Source organism: Cereibacter azotoformans, from assembly GCF_021391315.1.
Classification (GTDB): Bacteria; Pseudomonadota; Alphaproteobacteria; order Rhodobacterales; family Rhodobacteraceae; genus Cereibacter_A; species Cereibacter_A azotoformans.
Window position 1 is genome coordinate 1093665 of record NZ_CP090021.1, and the last position, 19262, is coordinate 1112926.

Genomic DNA, 19262 nt, shown 5'->3' on the forward strand with positions numbered 1-19262 from the left:
CCCATGGCCTTCGATCCCGCCTCGCTGACCTATGACGCCCGCGGCCTGGTTCCCGCAATCGCGCAGGATCATGCGACGGGCGAGGTGCTGATGATGGCCTGGATGAACGCCGAGGCGGTCGCCCGGACGCTCGAGACCGGCCGCGTCACCTACTGGTCGCGCTCGCGCCAGTCCTTCTGGGTCAAGGGCGAGACCTCGGGCCACATCCAGCGGCTGGTCGAGCTGCGGATCGACTGCGACCGCGACTGTCTTCTGCTGCTCATCGAGCAGGTGGGCCCGGCCTGCCACACCCACCGCCGCTCCTGCTTCTACACCGCCGTCCGCGAGGGGGCCGAGCAGGTCATTCTCGACCCGATGGTGGGCTGAGCGTCAAAAGCCCACCATGGCGCGGATCTCGCGCGGCGTTATCCCCTCGGCCCGGTATTTGGCGATGGCCCTGGAATCCTCCCGCTTGGCCAGCCGCTTGCCCGCTTCGTCGCGGATCAGCCGGTGATGGTGGTAGTCCGGCGTCGGCAGTCCCAACAGCCGTTGCAGCAGGACATGGGCCGCCGTCGCCTCGAAGAGATCCTCGCCCCGCACCACCTCGGTCACGCCCTGCGCGGCATCGTCCACCACAACGGCGAGGTGGTAGGAGGTGCCAAAGCCTCGGCGCGCCAGCACCAGATCACCGACGGTCGCGGCGAGATCGTCCGCCTCGTGCCAGCCCTCGAGAGGGCCCGTCTCGTGAAAGCCGCACCGCCCGACCATGGCCTGCGCCCGCGCCATGTCCAGCCGGATGGCCTCGTCGGGCCCGGCCTCCTCCACCCGCCGCCCGCGGCAGGTGCCGGGATAGATGATGCCGTCGGGGCCGAGCGAGACCCCCTCCTGCGGGGCCGAGAGGGCCGCCCGGATGTCCGCTCGGCTGCATCGGCAGGGGTAGGTCAGGCCCAGCTCTCCCAGCCGCTCCAGCGCGTCCCGGTAGGCCGCGCCGCGCGTGGACTGCCGCATCACGGGCCGCGGCCAGTCGAGGCCCAGCCAGTGCAGGTCATCGAAGATCTGCGCCTCCCACTCCGGTCGGCACCGGCCGCGGTCGATGTCCTCGATGCGCAGCAGGGCCGTGCCGGACCCCGCGCGCTGCCAGACGGTCAGCGCCGAGAAGGCATGGCCCAGATGCAGCGGCCCGGTCGGCGAGGGCGCAAAGCGGGTTACGCGGCCAGCCATTCGGTGAAAGCCGCCTTGGCGCGGTCGGTATAGGCCTTGTAGCGGTCCTTGCGGCCGCGGCGGCCGCCCTTGGCATCAATGGGCGGGAATAGCCCGAAGTTCACGTTCATCGGCTGGAAGGTCTTCGCTTCGGCGCCGCCGGTGATGTGGGTGATCAGCGCGCCCATCGCCGTCTCGGGCGGCGGAGGCGGCAGGTCGCGCCCGAGGATCTCGGCCGCAGCCATGCGTCCGGCCAGAAGGCCCATCGCTGCACTCTCCACATATCCTTCCACGCCCGTTACTTGCCCGGCGAAGCGAATGTTCCGTCTCAACTTCAGCCGCATCCGGTCATCGAGCAGCGTGGGCGAGTTCAGGAAGGTGTTGCGGTGAATGCCGCCAAGACGCGCGAAGCTGGCATTCTCCAGGCCAGGAATCATACGGAAAACAGAAGTTTGCGCGCCATACTTCATCTTGGTCTGGAAGCCCACGATGTTGTAGAGCGTGCCGAGCTTGTTGTCGCGCCGGAGCTGGACGACGGCGTGGGCCTTGTCCTGCGGCTTGTGGGCGTTGGTCAGCCCGACCGGTTTCATCGGCCCGTGGCGCAGCGTCTCGCGTCCACGCTCGGCCATGACCTCGATGGGCAGGCAGCCGTCGAAATAGCCGGCCGTTTCACCCTCGTGGAACTCGGTCTTCTCCGCGGCCAGAAGGGCATCGATGAAGGCTTCATACTGATCGCGGGTCATGGGGCAGTTGATGTAGGCGGTGCGCTCGTCCTCGGTCTCGCCCTTGTCGTAGCGGGACTGCCGCCAGGCAACCGACATGTCGATGCTCTCGGCATAGACGATGGGCGCGATGGCGTCGAAGAAGGCCAGCGACTGCGCGCCTGTGACGGCGCGGATGCTCTCGGCAAGGCTCGAGGAGGTCAGCGGCCCGGTCGCGATGATCCAGTCACCATCTGAGGGAAGTTCGGCAAGCTCTTCCTCTACAACGGAAATCAGCGGATGCGCTCGCAGCCGCGCCGTCACGCTTTCCGCGAACGGATCGCGGTCCACCGCCAGCGCGCCGCCGGCCGGAAGCCGGTGGGCCGAGGCCATCTCCATGATGAGCCCGCGGGCCGCGCGCATCTCCCAGTGAAGGAGCCCCACGGCGTTTCTCTCGTCATCGTCCGAGCGGAACGAGTTCGAGCAGACCATCTCGGCGAACTGGCCGGTGCGGTGGGCGAAGGTGCCGACCCGTGGCCGCATCTCGTGCAGGACGACAGGCACGCCCATCTCTGCGGCCTGCCATGCGGCCTCGGAGCCGGCCATGCCGGCCCCCACGATGTGCAGGCTGCGCGTCATGGCTCAGGCCTCTTCCCCGCCGGTGTCGCCGGTTTCGATCACCTCGGCGGTATCGCCGGCATCGGCGATCCGGGCCACCGACACCACCTCTTCGCTGCCGCCGGTGTCGAACACACGGACCCCGCCGGCCGAGCGCGAGCGGAAGCTGATCTGCTCGACAGGGACGCGGATCGACTGCCCGCCCGAGGTCGCGAGCATGACCTGATCGCTCATCTCGATGGGGAAGCAGGCCACGAGCGGCCCGCCGCGCATCGACTTCTCGAAGGAGGTGACGCCCTGGCCGCCACGCCCGCGCACCGGATAGTCGTGGCTGGACGAGATCTTGCCCAGGCCGCGCGCGGTGATCGTCAGGATCAGATCCTCGGCGGCCGACATCTCGGCATAGCGGGTGGGCGAAAGCTGCCCCGCCTCGATCGCGTCCTCGTCCTCGTCGCTCTCGGCCTCTTCGGTGACGCCGGCCATCAGGCGGCGCTGCTTGAGGTAGGCGGCGCGCTCGGCCGGGTCGGCCTCGAAATGGCGGATGACCGACATCGAGACCACGCGGTCGCCCTCGGCGAGACGGATGCCCCGCACGCCGGTCGAATCGCGGCCCGAGAACACCCGGACGTCCGTGGTCTGGAAGCGGATGGCGCGCCCCATGGCCGTCACCATCATCACGTCGTCGTCCTCGTCGCAGATCGAGACATTCACGAGGCTCACCCCCTCGGGCAGCTTCATGGCGATCTTGCCGTTGCGCTTGACGTTGGTGAAGTCCGACAGGCGGTTGCGGCGCACGTCGCCTTCCGAGGTGGCAAAGACCACCTGCAGGCGGTCCCATTCCGCCTCGGGCTCGTCGATCTTCATCAGGGCCGCGATGCTGATGCCGGTCGCGATGGGCAGGATGTTGACGATCGCCTTGCCCTTCGCCGTCCGCCCGCCGAGCGGCAGGCGCCAGCACTTGAGGTCATAGACCATGCCGTCGGTGGTGAAGAACAGAAGCTGCGTGTGGGTGTTGGCGACGAAGAGGGTCGTCACCACGTCGTCTTCCTTGGTCGCCATGGACGCAAGGCCCTTGCCGCCGCGGCGCTGGCTGCGGAACTCGGCCAGCGGGGTGCGCTTGATGTAGCCGCCCGAGGTGATGGTCACGACCATGTCCTCGCGCTCGATCAGATCCTCGTCCTCGAGGTCGCCCGCCCATTCCGAGATCTCGGTCCGGCGCGGCACGGCGAAGAGCGCCTTCACCTCGCGCAACTCGTCCGAGATGATCGCCATGATCCGTTCGCGCGAGCCGAGGATGTCGAGATAGTCGCGGATCTTCGCGGCGAGTTCCGCCAGCTCGTCGGTGACTTCCTTGACCCCCATGGCCGTCAGGCGCTGGAGGCGCAGGTCGAGGATCGCGCGGGCCTGGATCTCGGAGAGGTTGTAGGTGCCGTCCTCGTTGATCGTGTGCGAGGGATCGTCAATCAGCCGGATGTAGTCGGCGATCTCGGCCGCGGGCCAGCGCCGGGTCATCAGCCGCTCGCGTGCCTCGGCCGGATCGGCGGAACTGCGGATCGTCGCCACCACCTCGTCCACGTTCGACACCGCGACCGCGAGACCGCAGAGGATGTGGCTGCGCTCGCGCGCCTTGCGCAGTTCGTAGGCGGTGCGGCGCGCCACAACGTCTTCTCGGAAGGTCAGGAAGTGGCTCAGGAAATCGCGAAGCGTGAGCTGCTCGGGCCGGCCGCCGTTCAGCGCCAGCATGTTGCAGCCGAAGGTGGTCTGCATCGGCGTGAAGCGCCAGAGCTGGTTCAGCACCACCTCGGGCGTGGCGTCGCGCTTGAGTTCGATCACCACCCGGACGCCGACCCGGTCGGATTCGTCCTGCACATGGGCGATGCCCTCGATCTTCTTCTCGCGCACCATGTCGGCGATCTTCTCGATCATGGTGGCCTTGTTGACCTGATAGGGGATTTCGTCGAGCACGATCGCGTAGCGGTCCTTGCGGATCTCTTCCACGCGGACCTTGGCCCGCATGATGACCGAGCCGCGGCCTTCCAGATAGGCCTTGCGCGCGCCCGAGCGGCCGAGGATCACGCCGCCCGTCGGGAAGTCGGGGCCGGGGATGATCTCCATCAGCCGCTCGGTCGAGATGTCGGGGTTCTCGATCATGGCGAGCGTCGCGTCCACGACCTCGCCCAGGTTGTGCGGCGGGATGTTCGTGGCCATGCCGACGGCGATGCCGCCCGCGCCATTGACCAGCATGTTCGGGAAGCGTGCGGGCAGGACCGTGGGTTCGCGGTCCTTGCCGTCGTAGTTGTCCTGGAAATCGACGGTGTCCTTGTCGATATCGGCCAGCAGAAAGGCCGCGGGCTTGTCCATGCGCACTTCGGTGTAGCGCATGGCGGCCGCATTGTCGCCGTCCATCGAGCCGAAGTTGCCCTGACCGTCGAGCAGCTTCAGCCCCATCGAGAAGGGCTGCGCCATCCGCACCAGCGCGTCATAGATCGCGCCGTCGCCGTGGGGGTGATATTTCCCCATCGTGTCGCCCACAGGCCGGGCCGACTTTCGGTAGGGCTTGTCGTGCGTGTTCCCCGTCTCGTGCATCGCGTAAAGGATGCGGCGGTGCACCGGCTTCAGCCCGTCGCGCAGGTCGGGAATCGCGCGGCTGACGATGACGCTCATCGCATAGTCGAGATAGGCGGTCTTCATTTCCTCGGCGATGGAGACCTGAGGCAGTCCGCCATGCGGTCTGCCCATTTCTTCATCATCGCCGGGCTCTTCGGGACGGTCGGTCACGGGGACGCTCTCTTTCGCGGGAAACCATATCTCGTTGGGGCGGACTATAGACCATCCCGCATATGGGGTGCAATGCCGCGGGACGACGGGTCTCGCCCGCTCTGCCAGCATCCGGCAGGAGTGAGTGCCAACATCACGGATTCATTGAAAAATCAGGAATCCGCTACATCCTTTTCCTAAGTGCAACCTTCGGAGGGCCGCAATGCGCGAAACGGAACTGATGCTGGCCGGCTACGGGCTCACCACCGCCGAGATCTTCTACCGGATGCCCGACCACCGGAATGTCCTCAACACCTTCGTCTGGCAGGACTACGACCTTGCGCCGGATTATCCCGCCCTGTTCGGCTTCATCGAGTTCTGGCAGGAGAAGATCGAGGGCCCGCTCCATTCCGTGCGGTTCACGCATCGCAAGCTGATCAAGCCGGGCGAGTGGCGCCATGTGGTCAAGGAGTTCCGCCTGAACTGAGCGGGCCCCGGCTCAGCCGAAGCCGCGCGTCGGCCGGTCGAACACTTTGCGCCCCATGATCGAGGCGGCCAGTTCGACCATCAGCCGCGCGGTGCGCCCGCGCTCGTCGAGGAAGGGATTCAGTTCCACCAGATCGAGCGAGGTCACGAGGCCGCTCTCGTGCAGAAGCTCCATCACCAGATGCGCCTCGCGCACCGTGGCGCCGCCGGGCACGGTCGTGCCGACGGCGGGCGCGTGCGCGGGATCGACGAAATCCACGTCGAGCGAGACATGCAGCATCCCGTTGGCCGCGCGCACCTTCTCGAGGAACTCGCGCATGGGGGCGCAGATGCCGAACTCGTCGATCACCCGCATGTCGATGATCGAGATGTCATGCAGCAGAAGGGCCGCATGTTCCTCGGGATCTACCGAGCGGATGCCGAAGAGGCAGATCCTTTCGGGCGGCAGCGGTGCAGGGAAGGGCGGGAAGCCGTCGAACCCATCGCGGCCCGCGGCATAGGCCACCGGCACCCCATGCAGATTGCCCGAGGTGGTGGTCTGGAGCGTGTGGAAATCGGAATGCGCATCGAGCCACAGCAGGAACAGCGGCCGTCCCACGGCCGCCGCATGGGCCGCGGCCCCCGCCACGGTCCCGAGGGCGAGCGAATGGTCGCCGCCCATCACGATGGGAAAGCCGCGGCCGAGGGCGTCCTCGACCGCTTCCTTCAGGGCGATTGTCCAGCCGATCGTCTCGGGCAGCGCATGGAGGCGCGGATCGGGTGCGGCGACCGCGGGCAGCGGCCCGGGCGCCACGTCGCCCCGGTCCTCGACCGCATGGCCTAGATCCGTCAGGGCCCGGCCCAGACCCGCCACGCGATAGGCCGCCGGCCCCATCAGGCAGCCCGGCCGACGCTGGCCGCTGTCGATCGGTGCCCCGATCAGGATGCAGGTCTTGGGCATGTCGTTCTCCGTGGCTGTCCGCGGACCATCATGGCCATGCGCGCGCGCCGGGGCCAGCCCCGGCCGCCGGGATCCGCAAGCCTTCGCCGCCGCAATCGCGCCCGGTTCCTGCGAGGCGAGGGAGGGCGCCCGGTGCGGCTCCTCACGCCGCCCATCAAAAAGGCGGGAGCGGTCCGTCAGGCATGGAAGCCCGCCCCGGATACCGCTAAGGTTCCCCCCGACTTCGGGAGGGCGGACCGCATGATCGTTGAACTCGGCCATTTCGCGCTGGTGCTGTCACTGGGCGTAGCCCTCGTGCAGTCCTTCGTGCCGCTCGTGGGGGCGCACAAACGCTGGTCCGGCTGGATGGCCGTGGCCGAGCCCGCCGCCATGACCCAGCTCCTGCTGATCGGCTTTTCCTTCGCCGCGCTGACCTGGGCCTTCGTCACCTCCGACTTCTCGGTGAGGCTGGTCGTGCTTAACTCGCACACGCTGAAGCCGATGCTCTACAAGATCAGCGGCGTCTGGGGGAACCACGAGGGCTCGCTGCTCCTGTGGGTGCTGATCCTCGCGCTGTTCGGCGCCTGTGCCGCGGCCTTCGGGCAGAACCTGCCGCCGACGCTGAAGGCGCGGGTGCTGGCGGTGCAGGGGATGATCGGCGCGGCCTTCCTCGCCTTCCTGCTCTTCACCTCGAACCCGTTCCTCCGCCTCGGCGAGCCGCCCTTCGACGGACAGGACCTGAACCCGCTCCTGCAGGATCCGGGTCTCGCCTTCCATCCGCCCTTCCTCTACCTGGGCTATGTCGGGCTTTCGATGGCCTTCTCCTTCGCGGTCGCCGCGCTGATCGAGGGGCGGGTGGACGCCGCCTGGGGGCGCTGGGTCCGGCCCTGGACGCTGGCGGCGTGGGTGTTCCTGACCATCGGCATCGCCCTCGGCTCCTGGTGGGCCTATTACGAACTGGGCTGGGGCGGCTTCTGGTTCTGGGACCCGGTCGAGAACGCCTCGTTCATGCCCTGGCTGATCGCGGCGGCGCTCCTGCATTCGGCGATCGTGGTGGAAAAGCGCGAGGCGCTGAAGAGCTGGACGATCCTTCTGGCGATCCTGGCCTTCGGCTTCTCGCTGATCGGCACCTTCATCGTGCGCTCGGGCGTGATCACCTCGGTCCATGCCTTCGCCAACGATCCCGAGCGCGGGGTCTTCATCCTGCTGATCCTGGCCGTCTTCATGGGCGGCGCGCTGACGCTCTTTGCCGCCCGCGCAAGCGCCATGGAGGCCAAGGGCGTGTTCGGCATCGTCAGCCGCGAATCCGGTCTGGTGCTGAACAATGTCCTGCTGACGGTGGCCTGTTTCGTGGTGTTCATCGGCACGATCTGGCCGCTGGTGGCCGAGCTTCTGTGGGACCGCAAGCTGTCGGTCGGGGCGCCCTTCTTCAACGCGGCCTTCACGCCCTTCATGGTGGTGATCGCGCTCGTGCTGCCGCTCGCCGCCGTGCTGCCGTGGAAACGCGCGCAGCCCGGCCGGGCGATGCGGCCGCTCTGGGGGGCGCTTGCGCTTTCGGTGGCGCTCGGCGGGCTGGTCTTCGCGATGCAGACCGGCCGTTCCGCCCTCGGGCCGGTGGGGCTGGCGCTGGGTTCCTGGCTCGTGCTGGGGGCGATCGTGGATCTCTGGGGCCGGACCGGCCGCGGCGAACTGGCCGGCCGTCTGCGGCGTCTGTCGCGGCTGCCGCGCGCCGACTGGGGCAAGGCCACCGCCCACGCCGGTCTCGGCGTCACGATCTTCGCGGTCGCGGGCATCACCGCCTGGCAGGTCGAGGATATCCGCGTGATGCGCCCGGGCGAGAGCTTCACCCTCAACGCCTACAGCATCACACTCGAGGGCGTGCGCGAGGTCGAGGGCCCGAACTACGCCTCGGTCATGGCCGACTTCCGCGTGACCCGCGACGGGCGCGAGGTCGCGACGCTCCACCCCGAGAAGCGCAGCTATCCGGTGGCCGCCATGCCCACGACCGAGGCCGCGATCGACTATGGCTTCACCCGCGACCTCTATCTCGTGATCGGCGACGCGCAGGAGGGCGGTGGCTACGCGGTGCGCAGCTACATCAAGCCCTTCGCCAACTGGATCTGGGGGGGCTCGATGCTCATGGCACTCGGCGGACTTCTGAGCCTGACGGACCGCCGCTACCGCATCGCCGCCGGCGCGCGCCGGCCGCCTGTCGCGGTGGCCGCGGAATGAGGCTCGCGGCGCTCCTTCTGGCGGGGCTGCTCGCCACGCCCGCCCTTGCGGTGCAGCCCGACGAGATCCTCGCCGATCCGGCGCTCGAGTCGCGGGCGCGCGACATCTCGCAGGGGCTGCGCTGCCTTGTCTGCCGGAACGAGAACATCGACGATTCGAACGCCGAGCTGGCCCGCGACCTGCGGCTTCTGGTGCGCGAGCGGCTCGAGGCGGGCGACACGGACGCCGAGGTGGTCGATTTCGTGGTGGATCGCTACGGCGAATATGTGCTGCTCAATCCGACGACGGGTGGCGCGAACCTGATCCTCTGGATTGCGGGCCCGGTGATGCTCATGGGCGGGCTCGGCCTCGCCGCGCTCTACCTTCGCCGCCGCCGCGCCGCGCCCGAACCGGCGGCCGCCGCCCTCTCGGAAGAGGAGAGGGCCCGGCTTGCGGAAATCCTGAAGGACTGACGCGCCGTCGCGCTTCCGCGCCCCGGGCGGCCGGCTATGCTGGCCGCCAAAGGGGAGGCACAGGATGGACTACCGGACAATCAGGGTCGAGGAGCGTGTGGGCATCGCGCAGATCACGCTCGCGCGGCCCGAGGTGATGAACGCGCTCTCGAGCCGGATGCGCGAGGAACTGCTCCATGCCGTTACCGAAGCCGCGCCCCGCGCGCGGGTCCTCGTGCTGACGGGCGAGGGGCGGGGCTTCTGCTCGGGGCAGGATCTGGGCGACGCACGCGGGCTCGAGATCCCCGACTTCGAGCGCATCCTGCGCGAGGAGTACGAGCCGCTGCTGCGGGCCATCGCCGACTGCCCGGTGCCGACCCTCGCCGCGGTCAACGGAGTGGCGGCCGGAGCCGGGGCCAATCTCGCGCTCGCCTGCGACGTGGTGATCGCCGCCGAGAGCGCGCGCTTCATCCAGGCCTTCACGCGGATCGGCCTGATCCCGGACGCGGGCGGAACCTGGACATTGCCGCGCCAGATCGGCCTCGCCCGCGCGATGGGGGCCGCGCTCTTCGCCGATGCGATTCCCGCCACCGAGGCCGCCCGCTGGGGCATGATCTACGAAGCCGTGCCCGATGAAACCTTCGAGGCCCATTGGCAGGCACGCGCCACCCACCTGGCCGAGGGTCCGACCAGGGCCTATGGGGCGTTGAAACAGGCGCTGCGCGCGAGCTTCGGCAACGGGTTCGAAGAGCAGCTCGCGCTCGAGGCGCGGCTTCAGGGCGGCTGCGGCGCCTCGGCGGACTTCCTCGAAGGGGTGACGGCCTTTCTGGAAAAGCGCCCCGCCCGCTTCACCGGCCGCTGACGCGATGGGGGCCCGAAAGCCCCCATCCTCGCACGTCAGACCCCGCGCGAGAGGGCCGCGACGCCGGTCCGCGCCATCTCGCGCAGCCCCAGCGGGCGCATCAGATCGGCCAGGGCATCGATCTTCTCGGGCGTGCCAGTGATCTCGAAGACAAAGCTCTCCAGCGTCGAATCCACCACCTTGGCGCGGAAGATCTCGGCCAGCCGCAGCGCCTCGATCCGCGCCTCGCCCTTGCCCGAAACCTTGAACAGCGCCAGCTCCCGCTGCACCGAGGGCCCCTCGACCGTCAGGTCATGCACCTCATGCACCGGCACCAGCCGCGCAAGCTGCGCCTTGATCTGGTCGATCACGCCGGGCGTCCCGCGCGTCACGATCGTGATTCGGCTGCGATGCCCGGTGTGGTCCACCTCGGCCACCGTCAGGCTCTCGATATTGTAGCCCCGGCCCGAGAAGAGCCCGATCACCCGCGCGAGAACACCGCTCTCGTTGTCCACCACGAGCGCCAGCGTGTGCTGCTCGATCACCTCTCCATGCGGGTCGCGAAGATCGTAGGCCGAGTGCCGGGTCGAACCCTGCTTGATGTTGAGCGGCGCCATGCGTCCGTCTCCCTGATCCTGTTTCATTCTGGCAGAAATATCCCCGGGGGTGCGGGGGCAGGCAGCCCCCGCTTCCGCCGGTTCAGACAAGCACCGCGCCCTTGGCGCCGATGGCGCCCTCGGTCTCGGCATCGCCCAGCAGCATCTCGTTGTGCGGCCGTCCCGAGGGGATCATCGGGAAGCAGTTCTCATGCTTCTCGACGAGGCAGTCGAACACCACCGGCCCGTCGTAGGCGATCATCTCGCGGATCGCATCGTCCAGATCCGCCGGGTCGTCGCAGCGGATGCCCTTGGCGCCGAAGGCCTCGGCCAGCTTCACGAAATCGGGCAGGCTTTCCGACCAGCTCTGCGAATACCGCTCGCCATGCAGGAGCTGCTGCCACTGGCGCACCATGCCGAGGCGCTCGTTGTTCAGGATGAACTGCTTGACCGGCAGGCGGAACTGCATCGCGGTGCCGATCTCCTGCATGTTCATCAGGAACGAGGCGTCGCCCGCGATGTTGATCACCAGCGCCTCGGGATGCGCCACCTGCACCCCGATCGAGGCCGGCAGGCCGTAGCCCATGGTCCCGAGGCCACCGCTCGTCATCCAGCGGTTCGGCCCCTCGAAGCCGAGGAACTGCGCCGCCCACATCTGGTGCTGGCCGACCTCGGTGGCGATGTAGCGGTCCATTCCCTTGGTCAGCGCCTCGAGCCGCTGCAGCGCGTGCTGCGGCTTGATGAGCTTCGACGAGTTCTGGAAGTCGAGGCAGTTCACCGCCTTCCATTCGGCGATCTGCTTCCACCAGGCGGCCAGCGCCTCCTTGTTCACCTTCCGCCCGCGCGATTTCCACAGCCGCAGCGCGTCCTCGAGCACATGGCCCACGTCGCCCACGATCGGCACGTCCACCCGGATCACCTTGTTGATCGAGGAGGGGTCGATGTCGATATGGACCTTCTTCGAGAAGGGCGAGAAATCCTTGACCCGGCCGGTGATCCGGTCGTCGAAGCGCGCGCCGACGTTGATCATCAGGTCGCAGCCGTGCATGGCGAGGTTGGCCTCATAAAGGCCATGCATGCCCAGCATCCCCAGCCAGCCCTTGCCGGAAGCGGGGTAGGCGCCCAGCCCCATCAGCGTCGAGGTGATCGGGAAGCCCGTCGCATCCACCAGCTCGCGCAGCAGCTGGCTGGCCGCGGAGCCCGAGTTGATCACGCCGCCGCCGGTGTAGAAGACCGGGCGTTCCGCGGTCTCGATCATCTCGACCAGGCGGGTGATCGCCTCGATGTCGCCCTTCACCTTCGGCTGGTAGTGATCGACCCGCGCCTTCTGCGGCGGGGAGTACTCGGCCGTGGCGAACTGGACGTCCTTCGGAATGTCGACCAGCACCGGCCCCGGACGGCCGTGGGTGGCGACATGGAAGGCCTGGTGGATCGTCTCGGCCAGCTTGGCCGTGTCCTTCACCAGCCAGTTGTGCTTGGTGCAGGGGCGGGTGATGCCGACCGTATCGGCCTCCTGGAAGCCGTCGGTGCCGATCATGAAGGTCGGAACCTGGCCCGAGAGCACGACGAGCGGGATCGAATCCATCAGCGCATCGACCAGACCCGTCACCGCATTGGTCGCGCCGGGCCCCGAGGTGACGAGGACGACGCCGGGCTTGCCGGTCGAGCGGGCGTAGCCCTCGGCCATGTGGACCGCGCCCTGTTCGTGCCGCACGAGGATGTGGCGGATGTCGTTCTGCTGGAAGATCTCGTCGTAGATCGGCAGCACCGCGCCGCCCGGGTAGCCGAACACCGTGTCCACGCCCTGATCCTTCAGGGCCTGGACCACCATCCGCGCGCCGCTCATCACCTCGGTCATCTCTCTCTCCATCCTTCGGCCGCTGGGGCCGCGCGATCCGCGCAACAAAAAGCCCCCGGTTTCACTCGGGGGCGCATGGGAACCGATTATGGTCAACCGTCACCGGCCCATGCGCAGCTTTCCTACAAGAAGTACGACACCAGGCATCCCGGGCCTCCGTTGCGATCGGGGCGGACACTAGGCGGTGCCCGGACCACCGTCAATGGCAAATCCGCGAAGAAAGTGTCGCAGCGGGCTTGTGGGCCGCACATTTGTTTCGCGGATCGCGGAAGCTCGGAAACAACCGCAAATCCGGTGGCGCTGTCAGATCATCAGCGCCACATATAGGGCGTAGGCGGCCAGAAGCACCCCGCCGGCCCAGCGCGGCACGCCCTTCAGCACGGCCGCGAACAGCACCAGAAGCAGGCCCGTCCCCATCACCCACGGCATGTCCTCGCGCAGGAAGCGCGGGTCGATGTCGGTGATCGGCAGCACGAGGCCGGTGATGCCCAGGATGCCCAGCACGTTGAAGATGTTCGAGCCGATGACGTTGCCGACCGCGATTTCGGAATGCCGCCGCCAGGCCGCGATGACCGAAGTGGCCAGCTCGGGCAGCGAGGTGCCGACCGCGACGACGGTGAGGCCGATCACCGCCTCGGAGATCCCGAACGAGCGCGCGATCTGGGTCGAGCTGTCCACCAGCAGCCGCGCCCCCACCATCAGCACCACGAGGCCCCCGAGCGTGATCAGCGCGGCTTTCCAGACCGGCATCAGCCCCTCGGGATCGACCTCTTCCTCTTCCTTGCCGTTCAGGAAGGATGAGAGGAGGAAGCCCGCCAGCGCCGCCACAAGCACGACGGATTCGATCCGCGAGAGCCCGTCTCCGAGCAGCATGAGCCACAGGAGCGCCACCCCCAGGATCATGAAGGTCAGATCCCGCCAGATGCGGCGGGCGTCGATCATCACCGGATAGACCAGCGCCGTCACCCCCAGGATCAGCAGGACGTTCGCGATGTTCGAGCCCAGGACGTTGCCGACCGCAATGGCCGGGGCGCCGTTCAGCGCGGCGTTCAGCGACACGAGCAGTTCCGGGGTCGAGGTGCCAAAGCCCACGATCGTCAGGCCGATCACCATGGGGCTGATCCGGTAAGCCCGGGCCACATTCGCCGCCCCCCTGACAAGATATTCGCCACCAAAGAAGAGGCCCAGCAGGCCCAGGACAAACAGGATATAGACCAAGATGCACTCCTCCGCTCCGGCCCGAATTGGGAGTGGCGGGGACATTTGCAAGGGGAAACAAGCCGGAACACTTCAGAACGTCGCGTGATCGCGGGCTCGTCCGGTCCATGCGAAACCGCAAGGATGCAAAGGGCAACCCGAGGAGGAGGGCGCCGCGGTCTCCGCTGTTCGGTGCCGTCTCCGGTGTCCACCCGTCGGCGCCCGGCGTTTTTGGCGCGGCGCGCCTGGCCTCAGTCGCGGGTGCGGTCGCCCGATCGGGCCTCGGGCAGGCTGATCCGGGCCACCTGCTCGGCGATCGGATCGACCGACAGCGGATGAAGCTCGGCCCGATGGTCCGAGGGCTGGCCGATGTCCTGCCAGCGCCCGCCCTTGTAGATCTCGAGCGCCGCGAAATTGGCCTTGTAGCCCATCTTGCGGCTGCCCGGCACCCAGTAGCCGAGATAGACATAGGGGAGCCCCGCCTCGCGGGCGATCTCGATATGGTCGAGGATCACATGGGTTCCCAGCGACCTGTCCGCCATGTCGGGGTCGTAGAAGGAATAGACCATGCTCAGCCCGTCGTCGAAGATGTCGGTCAGGCACACGGCCGACAGCGGCCGGGGCCGGCCCTCTTCGCCGGGGCGCGAATATTCGATGACGCGCGAGCGGATCGGCGTCTCCTCGATCATCGCCGCGAACTCGAAGATGTCCATGTCGGCCATCCCGCCGTCCGCGTGCCGGTCGTCGAGATAGCGCCGGAACAGCGCATACTGGTCCTCGGTCGCCCAGGGGCTGGTGGCATTGCGGCGCAGGTCCGCGTTGCGCTTCAGCACCCGGCGCTGCGTGCGCGACGGCTCGAAATCCGCCACGCGGATGCGGGCGGAGAGGCAGGCCGAACATTCCGCGCAGGACGGGCGGTAAAGCACGTTCTGCGACCGGCGGAATCCCTGCTTGGACAGGGTATCGTTCAGCTTCTGCGCATGTTCGCCCTGCAGTGCGGTGAACAGCTTGCGCTCAAGCCTGCCCTCGAGATAGGGGCAGGATTGCGGAGCCGTCACATAGAACTGCGGCGCGATGGGGAGCGTGTGGCGCATGGGCGGCTCTTCGCTGGACTGCCGGATACGTTAGCAAGGTGGCCGGGCCGAGCCAAGATCCCTCTTGTCGCCCCGCGCGCGCGAATGCGCGATCGCCCGCCGTCAGTCTCCCGCCGCCCGGTTGAGGGCAACCGTGCCCAGCAGATGATCGGTCAGACCCTGCGCCCGCGCCGTCGTCAGCATCAGCACGACCGAGACGATCTGGGGCAGGACCATGCTGACCGAGACCGTATAGCCCAGCGTGTGCAGGAAGGCCTCGGACAGGCCCAGCGGCTCGCCCCGGTGGGTGCGAAGACCGATCGCCATCAGCCGCATGCCGGGCGTGGCCGAACTGCGCGCCAGCGTGACGGTCCGATAGGCAAAGCCCACGCAGAGGAACAGGACAGGCAGGTAGAACAGCGCCGTGAAGGCCGTGAAGGGCACGATCAGCGCCGTAATCAGGGCGATCAGGAACATGTCCACGACCCACGCCAGCCCGCGCTTGAGTGGCACGTCGGCGTAGAACTCGGCGTGGCGGTCGGGATCGGGCAGGGGATCGGTCCAGCTGTGGCTCATCAAGGCGTCCTCTCGTGGCAGGAGCGGCCCCCCGTGGGAGGCCGTTCCGATGTCGTCTCGGGCCGGGTGCCCGCCTCAGGCGTCAGCGTCGGCCGCGGGCCTCGAGGCGGTGCGGGACCGCTCTTCCATGAAGGCGTCGAACTCCTGCTTGTCCTTGGCCTCGCGCAGGCGCTGGAGGAAGGATTCGAAGGCGATCTGCTCTTCCTCGAGCCGCCGGAGCGTGTCGGCCTTGTAGGCGTCGAACGCGGCGTTGCCGCTGCTGTTCCAGGCGACGTGGCGGGACATGGCGCTGCGCGCGCCGCAGGACCGGCTGAACATGCGTTTGCTCCAGATCATGTAGGCGAGAAGGGCCAGGCCTACGGGCCAGAAGGCGATGAAGCCCAGGACCATGGCGGCGATCCAGGCCGGGCGGCCCCGTTCGTCAAGCCAGGCTTCGGCGCGGGCAGGCCAGGAGCCGATGCCGGCGCGGGCGGTGGCGGGTATCATGGGCAGTCTCCGTCAGCACAGGGTGGCGGTGGATGTGAAGCTCTTTCACATGGCTAGAGATGGGGGCTCGACGCCCCCGCGCAAGGGGCGATGTTAAGGGTTTTCACATGTCCGCCCCGGCGGGCGGGCCTCTCGGCCACCCATGGAGAGCGGGCCGCCATGCCGCAGCGCGCCTCCTGCGACCTTTGCGGCGCGCGGGGCCGTTGACCCCGCACCGGGCGCCCGCCATGCTCGCCGCCATGACAGATTTCACCACGCGCATCACCCGCCAGCCCTTGCCCTACGAGCCCGAGCCCGCGGCCGACATCGCCCGCAGCTTCGCCGATCTGGGGCCGGAGCTGGCCGGCCTTCTCTCCGCCACGGCGGGATGCAGCCCCTTCCTGCGAGGGCTGATGGTGCGCGAGGCCGACTGGCTGCGCCCCGCGCTCTCGCAGCCACCCGAGGCCGCGCTCGACGCGATTCTCGATCCGCTCGAGGATCTGCCCATGGCGGGGCTCGGCGACGGGCTCCGCATTGCCAAGCGCCGCACCGCGCTTCTGACGGCGCTGGCCGACCTCGGGGGCGTCTGGCCGCTGGAAAAGGTGACGGGCGCACTCACCCGGCTGGCGGACCGGGCGACCGATCTGGCGATCCGGCGGCTGGTGGCGGACGAGATCCGCCGCGGCAAGCTGCCGGGCGCGCGCCCCGAGGATGCCGGGACGGCCGGGGGCATGGTGGCGCTTGCGATGGGCAAGATGGGCGCGGGCGAGCTGAACTATTCCTCGGACATCGACCTCGTCTGCCTGTTCGACGAGACCCGCTATCCGGGCGAGGAGCAGGAGGCGCGGGCCTCCTTCATCCGCGTCACGCGCCGGATGACGGCGCTGCTGTCGGACCTCACGGCCGAGGGTTACGTCTTCCGCACCGACCTGCGCCTGCGCCCCGATGCGGCGGTGACGCCCGTCTGCCTCTCGATGGCCGCCGCCGAGAGCTACTACGAAAGCGTCGGCCGCACCTGGGAGCGGGCGGCCTATATCAAGGCGCGTCCCTGCGGCGGGGATCTTGCCGCGGGAGATCGGTTCCTAAAGGCGCTGGTGCCCTTCGTCTGGCGCAAGCATCTCGATTTCGTGGCCATCCAGGATGCCCATGACATGCGGCTGCGCATCCGCGACCACCGCGGCCTGCATGGGCCGGTGGTGATCGAGGGGCACGACATGAAGCTCGGGGTCGGCGGCATCCGCGAAATCGAGTTCTTCACCCAGACCCGCCAGCTGATCGCCGGCGGCCGCGACCCGAGCCTGCGCGACCGGACGACGGTGGGCGGACTGCGGGCCCTTTCGGCCGCGGGATGGATCCCGTCCGACGTGGCCGAAGAGCTGACCGATCATTACCGCGCCCACCGCGAGGTCGAGCACCGGCTGCAGATGGTGCAGGACGCCCAGACCCACACGATGCCCGCCACGTCGGAGGGCGTGGACCGGATCGCCGCCTTCTGCGGCCTTGCGCCCGAGGCGTTCCGCGCCGCGCTGCGCGATCGGCTCGAGCGGGTGGACCGGCTGACCGAAGGCTTCTTCGCGCCGGGACAGGCCGAGGACGGGCCCGAGCTGTCGGCCCATGCGCGCGAGATCGTCGAGGGCTGGGCCAGCTATCCAGCCCTCCGATCGCAGCGCGCGGTGGCGATCTTCAACCGGCTCCGTCCACAGATCCTCAAAAGCCTCGGCCGTGCGGCCAACTCCGACGAGGCCCTGGCCGCCTTTGACGGCTTCCTGGGCGGATTGCCGGCGGGCGTTCAGATCTTCGCGCTCTTCGACGCGAACCCCCCGCTCGTGGACCTGATCGCCGACATCTGCGCCACGTCTCCAAAGCTCGCCCGCTACCTGTCGCGCAACGCGGCGGTGCTGGATGCGGTGATCGGCGGGGGGTTCTTCACCCACTGGCCCGGTACGCAGAGCCTCGCGCGGGAACTGGCCGACAAACTCGCGGCGGTGCCGGATTACGAACGGCGGCTCGATGCGGCCCGGCGGTGGATGAAGGAGTGGCATTTCCGCGTCGGCGTGCATCACCTGCGCGGTCTGATCGACGCCTTCGAGGCGGCCAAGCAATATGCCGATCTGGCCGAGGCGGTGGTGGTGGCGCTCTGGCCGATCGTCTCCGAGGAATTCGCCCGCAAGCACGGGCCGGCGCCGGGACGCGGCGCGGTGGTGCTCGGGATGGGCAGCCTCGGGGCAGGGCGGCTCAACGCCGGCTCGGATCTCGACCTGATCGTGATCCACGACGCGCAGGGGCAGGAGGAGAGCACCGGCCCACGGCCGCTCGGCGCGCGGCCCTATTTCGCGCGCCTGACGCAGGCCCTCGTGACGGCGCTGACCGCGCCCATGGCCGAGGGCCGTCTCTATGAGGTGGACATGCGCCTGCGCCCCTCCGGCCGTCAGGGTCCGGTGGCGACGGCGCTCGAGTCGTTTCGCAGCTACCAGCGCGACGAGGCCTGGACATGGGAGCATCTGGCCCTGACCCGCGCGCGGACGCTGGCCGGCGATCCGGGGCTCATGGGCGAGATCGAGGCGCTCCGGCGCGAGATCCTGGCCGAGAAGGCGGTTCCGTCACGGGTCCTGCCCGACGTGGCCGACATGCGGCGGCGGCTTGCGGACGCCAAGCCGCCGAGCGGCCCCTGGGAGGCCAAGAACGGCCCCGGCCGGATCATGGACATCGAACTGCTCGCCCAGACGGCGGCGCTTCTGGCAGGGGATCCCGCCCGGCGCGTGGAACAGCAACTGCGGGCGGGGGTGCGGAGCGGCTTCCTCTCGGCGGCCGACGAGAGCGCGCTCCTTGCCGCCTACCGTCTGTGCTGGCGGCTTCAGGCCGGCTCGCGGCTTCTGTCCGAGGCGCCGGTGGATTTCGGCGCGCTGGGCGAGGGCGGACGGGCCTTCCTGCTGCGCGAGGTGGAGGCGCCCTCGGCCGAGGCGCTGCTGGCGCGGCTTCAGACACATGTGGCCGAGGCGGCGCTGCGGATCGACGCGCGGCTCGGATCGGACGGAACCAACCAGGAAGGAGAGGGCGACCGTGCAGCTGGATGAAGCCGACCCCAAGGGCCTCGTGCGCGAGAGCTATGCGATCGAGGGCATCAGCATGGGCGAATGCCGCTCGATCTTCGTGGACTGGGCGCTGAGCCTGCCCTCGAACCAGGTGCAAGAGGCCCTGCGGACACTGCTTGAGGCCTATGCGGCCGGGCGGCCCGACCACCCGATGAGCGAGGTGCTCTCGGCCGGCCTGGCCGCCGCCCCACGCCCGCAGCGCCGCGGAGGCCGCGCCGCGCGACTGGCCGAGGGCTGATCC

17 protein-coding genes are annotated in these 19262 nt (G+C 68.7%); 7 read left to right on the top strand and 10 right to left on the bottom strand.

Annotated features, from left to right (window positions below; all coding sequences use genetic code 11):
* Positions 1–3 precede the first annotated feature (3 nt).
* Positions 4–366, top strand: coding sequence for a phosphoribosyl-AMP cyclohydrolase (gene hisI, locus LV780_RS05450; RefSeq protein ID WP_108220791.1), 363 nt, complete (start codon positions 4–6; stop codon positions 364–366).
* A gap of 3 nt (positions 367–369) precedes the next feature.
* On the opposite strand, the gene gluQRS is transcribed toward hisI, so the two are convergent.
* The 3 genes from gluQRS to gyrA are packed head-to-tail and all read right to left on the bottom strand — an operon-like array spanning position 370 to position 5276.
* Entirely contained in the window at positions 370–1200 is an 831-nt protein-coding gene (gene gluQRS / locus LV780_RS05455) for a tRNA glutamyl-Q(34) synthetase GluQRS (protein ID WP_108220790.1), read from the bottom strand.
* Positions 1185–2519, bottom strand: a complete 1335-nt coding sequence (trmFO, locus tag LV780_RS05460) for a methylenetetrahydrofolate--tRNA-(uracil(54)-C(5))-methyltransferase (FADH(2)-oxidizing) TrmFO (RefSeq protein ID WP_108220789.1) — start codon at positions 2517–2519, stop codon at positions 1185–1187. Before trmFO ends, gluQRS begins: the two co-directional genes overlap by 16 nt.
* A 3-nt stretch (positions 2520–2522) precedes the next feature.
* Positions 2523–5276 carry a DNA gyrase subunit A gene (gene gyrA, locus LV780_RS05465; RefSeq protein ID WP_181318485.1) on the bottom strand — a complete coding sequence of 918 codons (2754 nt, stop codon included), beginning with the start codon at positions 5274–5276 and terminating at the stop codon, positions 2523–2525.
* 202 nt (positions 5277–5478) lie between these two features.
* Here gyrA and LV780_RS05470 point away from each other — a divergent pair, with 202 nt between their 5' ends.
* Positions 5479–5742 carry an usg protein gene (locus LV780_RS05470; RefSeq protein ID WP_011908205.1) on the top strand — a complete coding sequence of 88 codons (264 nt, stop codon included), beginning with the start codon at positions 5479–5481 and terminating at the stop codon, positions 5740–5742.
* 12 nt (positions 5743–5754) lie between these two features.
* Here LV780_RS05470 and rocF read toward each other — a convergent pair whose 3' ends face one another.
* Positions 5755–6681 carry an arginase gene (gene rocF, locus LV780_RS05475; protein WP_108220788.1) on the bottom strand — a complete coding sequence of 309 codons (927 nt, stop codon included), beginning with the start codon at positions 6679–6681 and terminating at the stop codon, positions 5755–5757.
* Between the two features lie 240 nt (positions 6682–6921).
* Between rocF and LV780_RS05480 the strand changes: the two genes are divergently transcribed.
* From LV780_RS05480 to LV780_RS05490, 3 genes are all read left to right on the top strand, one after another.
* Entirely contained in the window at positions 6922–8892 is a 1971-nt protein-coding gene (locus tag LV780_RS05480) for a heme lyase CcmF/NrfE family subunit (protein WP_108220787.1), read from the top strand.
* Entirely contained in the window at positions 8889–9344 is a 456-nt protein-coding gene (locus tag LV780_RS05485; protein WP_108220786.1) for a cytochrome c-type biogenesis protein, read from the top strand. The genes LV780_RS05480 and LV780_RS05485 overlap by 4 nt, the downstream gene beginning before the upstream one ends.
* Before the next feature lie 64 nt (positions 9345–9408).
* Positions 9409–10185 carry an enoyl-CoA hydratase-related protein gene (locus tag LV780_RS05490; protein ID WP_011908209.1) on the top strand — a complete coding sequence of 259 codons (777 nt, stop codon included), beginning with the start codon at positions 9409–9411 and terminating at the stop codon, positions 10183–10185.
* A 35-nt stretch (positions 10186–10220) separates the two neighbouring features.
* On the opposite strand, the gene ilvN is transcribed toward LV780_RS05490, so the two are convergent.
* The 6 genes from ilvN to LV780_RS05520 form a co-directional block, all read right to left on the bottom strand.
* Complete coding sequence (gene ilvN / locus LV780_RS05495) at positions 10221–10781, bottom strand: acetolactate synthase small subunit (protein ID WP_011908210.1); 561 nt, start codon at positions 10779–10781, stop codon at positions 10221–10223.
* Positions 10782–10863: 82 nt separating this feature from the next.
* Positions 10864–12618: an acetolactate synthase 3 large subunit gene (locus tag LV780_RS05500; RefSeq protein WP_181318484.1), complete on the bottom strand. Its 1755-nt coding sequence runs from the start codon at positions 12616–12618 to the stop codon at positions 10864–10866.
* Positions 12619–12921: 303 nt separating this feature from the next.
* Positions 12922–13836, bottom strand: coding sequence for a calcium/sodium antiporter (locus tag LV780_RS05505; RefSeq protein WP_011908212.1), 915 nt, complete (start codon positions 13834–13836; stop codon positions 12922–12924).
* Between the two features lie 230 nt (positions 13837–14066).
* Positions 14067–14909 carry an arginyltransferase gene (locus LV780_RS05510; protein WP_011908213.1) on the bottom strand — a complete coding sequence of 281 codons (843 nt, stop codon included), beginning with the start codon at positions 14907–14909 and terminating at the stop codon, positions 14067–14069.
* Positions 14910–15011: 102 nt separating this feature from the next.
* Positions 15012–15464 carry an RDD family protein gene (locus tag LV780_RS05515; protein WP_108220784.1) on the bottom strand — a complete coding sequence of 151 codons (453 nt, stop codon included), beginning with the start codon at positions 15462–15464 and terminating at the stop codon, positions 15012–15014.
* A 75-nt stretch (positions 15465–15539) separates the two neighbouring features.
* Positions 15540–15950 (bottom strand): DUF2852 domain-containing protein, encoded by a 411-nt coding sequence (locus LV780_RS05520; RefSeq protein ID WP_011908215.1) that lies wholly within the window; start codon positions 15948–15950, stop codon positions 15540–15542.
* Positions 15951–16189: 239 nt separating this feature from the next.
* Here LV780_RS05520 and LV780_RS05525 point away from each other — a divergent pair, with 239 nt between their 5' ends.
* Positions 16190–19003 (top strand): [protein-PII] uridylyltransferase family protein, encoded by a 2814-nt coding sequence (locus LV780_RS05525; protein WP_456151798.1) that lies wholly within the window; start codon positions 16190–16192, stop codon positions 19001–19003.
* Entirely contained in the window at positions 18990–19259 is a 270-nt protein-coding gene (locus LV780_RS05530) for a hypothetical protein (protein ID WP_011908217.1), read from the top strand. The genes LV780_RS05525 and LV780_RS05530 overlap by 14 nt, the downstream gene beginning before the upstream one ends.
* Positions 19260–19262: the final 3 nt, after the last annotated feature.

What these genes read in the sequence shown, in the direction of transcription:
- hisI (WP_108220791.1), top strand. Translation starts at nt 4, where the DNA reads ATGGCCTTCGATCCCGCCTCGCTGACCTATGACGCCCGCGGCCTGGTT.
- gluQRS (WP_108220790.1), bottom strand. Translation starts at nt 1,200, where the DNA reads ATGGCTGGCCGCGTAACCCGCTTTGCGCCCTCGCCGACCGGGCCGCTG.
- trmFO (WP_108220789.1), bottom strand. Translation starts at nt 2,519, where the DNA reads ATGACGCGCAGCCTGCACATCGTGGGGGCCGGCATGGCCGGCTCCGAG.
- LV780_RS05470 (WP_011908205.1), top strand. Translation starts at nt 5,479, where the DNA reads ATGCGCGAAACGGAACTGATGCTGGCCGGCTACGGGCTCACCACCGCC.
- rocF (WP_108220788.1), bottom strand. Translation starts at nt 6,681, where the DNA reads ATGCCCAAGACCTGCATCCTGATCGGGGCACCGATCGACAGCGGCCAG.
- LV780_RS05480 (WP_108220787.1), top strand. Translation starts at nt 6,922, where the DNA reads ATGATCGTTGAACTCGGCCATTTCGCGCTGGTGCTGTCACTGGGCGTA.
- LV780_RS05485 (WP_108220786.1), top strand. Translation starts at nt 8,889, where the DNA reads ATGAGGCTCGCGGCGCTCCTTCTGGCGGGGCTGCTCGCCACGCCCGCC.
- LV780_RS05490 (WP_011908209.1), top strand. Translation starts at nt 9,409, where the DNA reads ATGGACTACCGGACAATCAGGGTCGAGGAGCGTGTGGGCATCGCGCAG.
- ilvN (WP_011908210.1), bottom strand. Translation starts at nt 10,781, where the DNA reads ATGGCGCCGCTCAACATCAAGCAGGGTTCGACCCGGCACTCGGCCTAC.
- LV780_RS05500 (WP_181318484.1), bottom strand. Translation starts at nt 12,618, where the DNA reads ATGACCGAGGTGATGAGCGGCGCGCGGATGGTGGTCCAGGCCCTGAAG.
- LV780_RS05510 (WP_011908213.1), bottom strand. Translation starts at nt 14,909, where the DNA reads ATGCGCCACACGCTCCCCATCGCGCCGCAGTTCTATGTGACGGCTCCG.
- LV780_RS05515 (WP_108220784.1), bottom strand. Translation starts at nt 15,464, where the DNA reads ATGAGCCACAGCTGGACCGATCCCCTGCCCGATCCCGACCGCCACGCC.
- LV780_RS05520 (WP_011908215.1), bottom strand. Translation starts at nt 15,950, where the DNA reads ATGATACCCGCCACCGCCCGCGCCGGCATCGGCTCCTGGCCTGCCCGC.
- LV780_RS05525 (WP_456151798.1), top strand. Translation starts at nt 16,190, where the DNA reads ATGACAGATTTCACCACGCGCATCACCCGCCAGCCCTTGCCCTACGAG.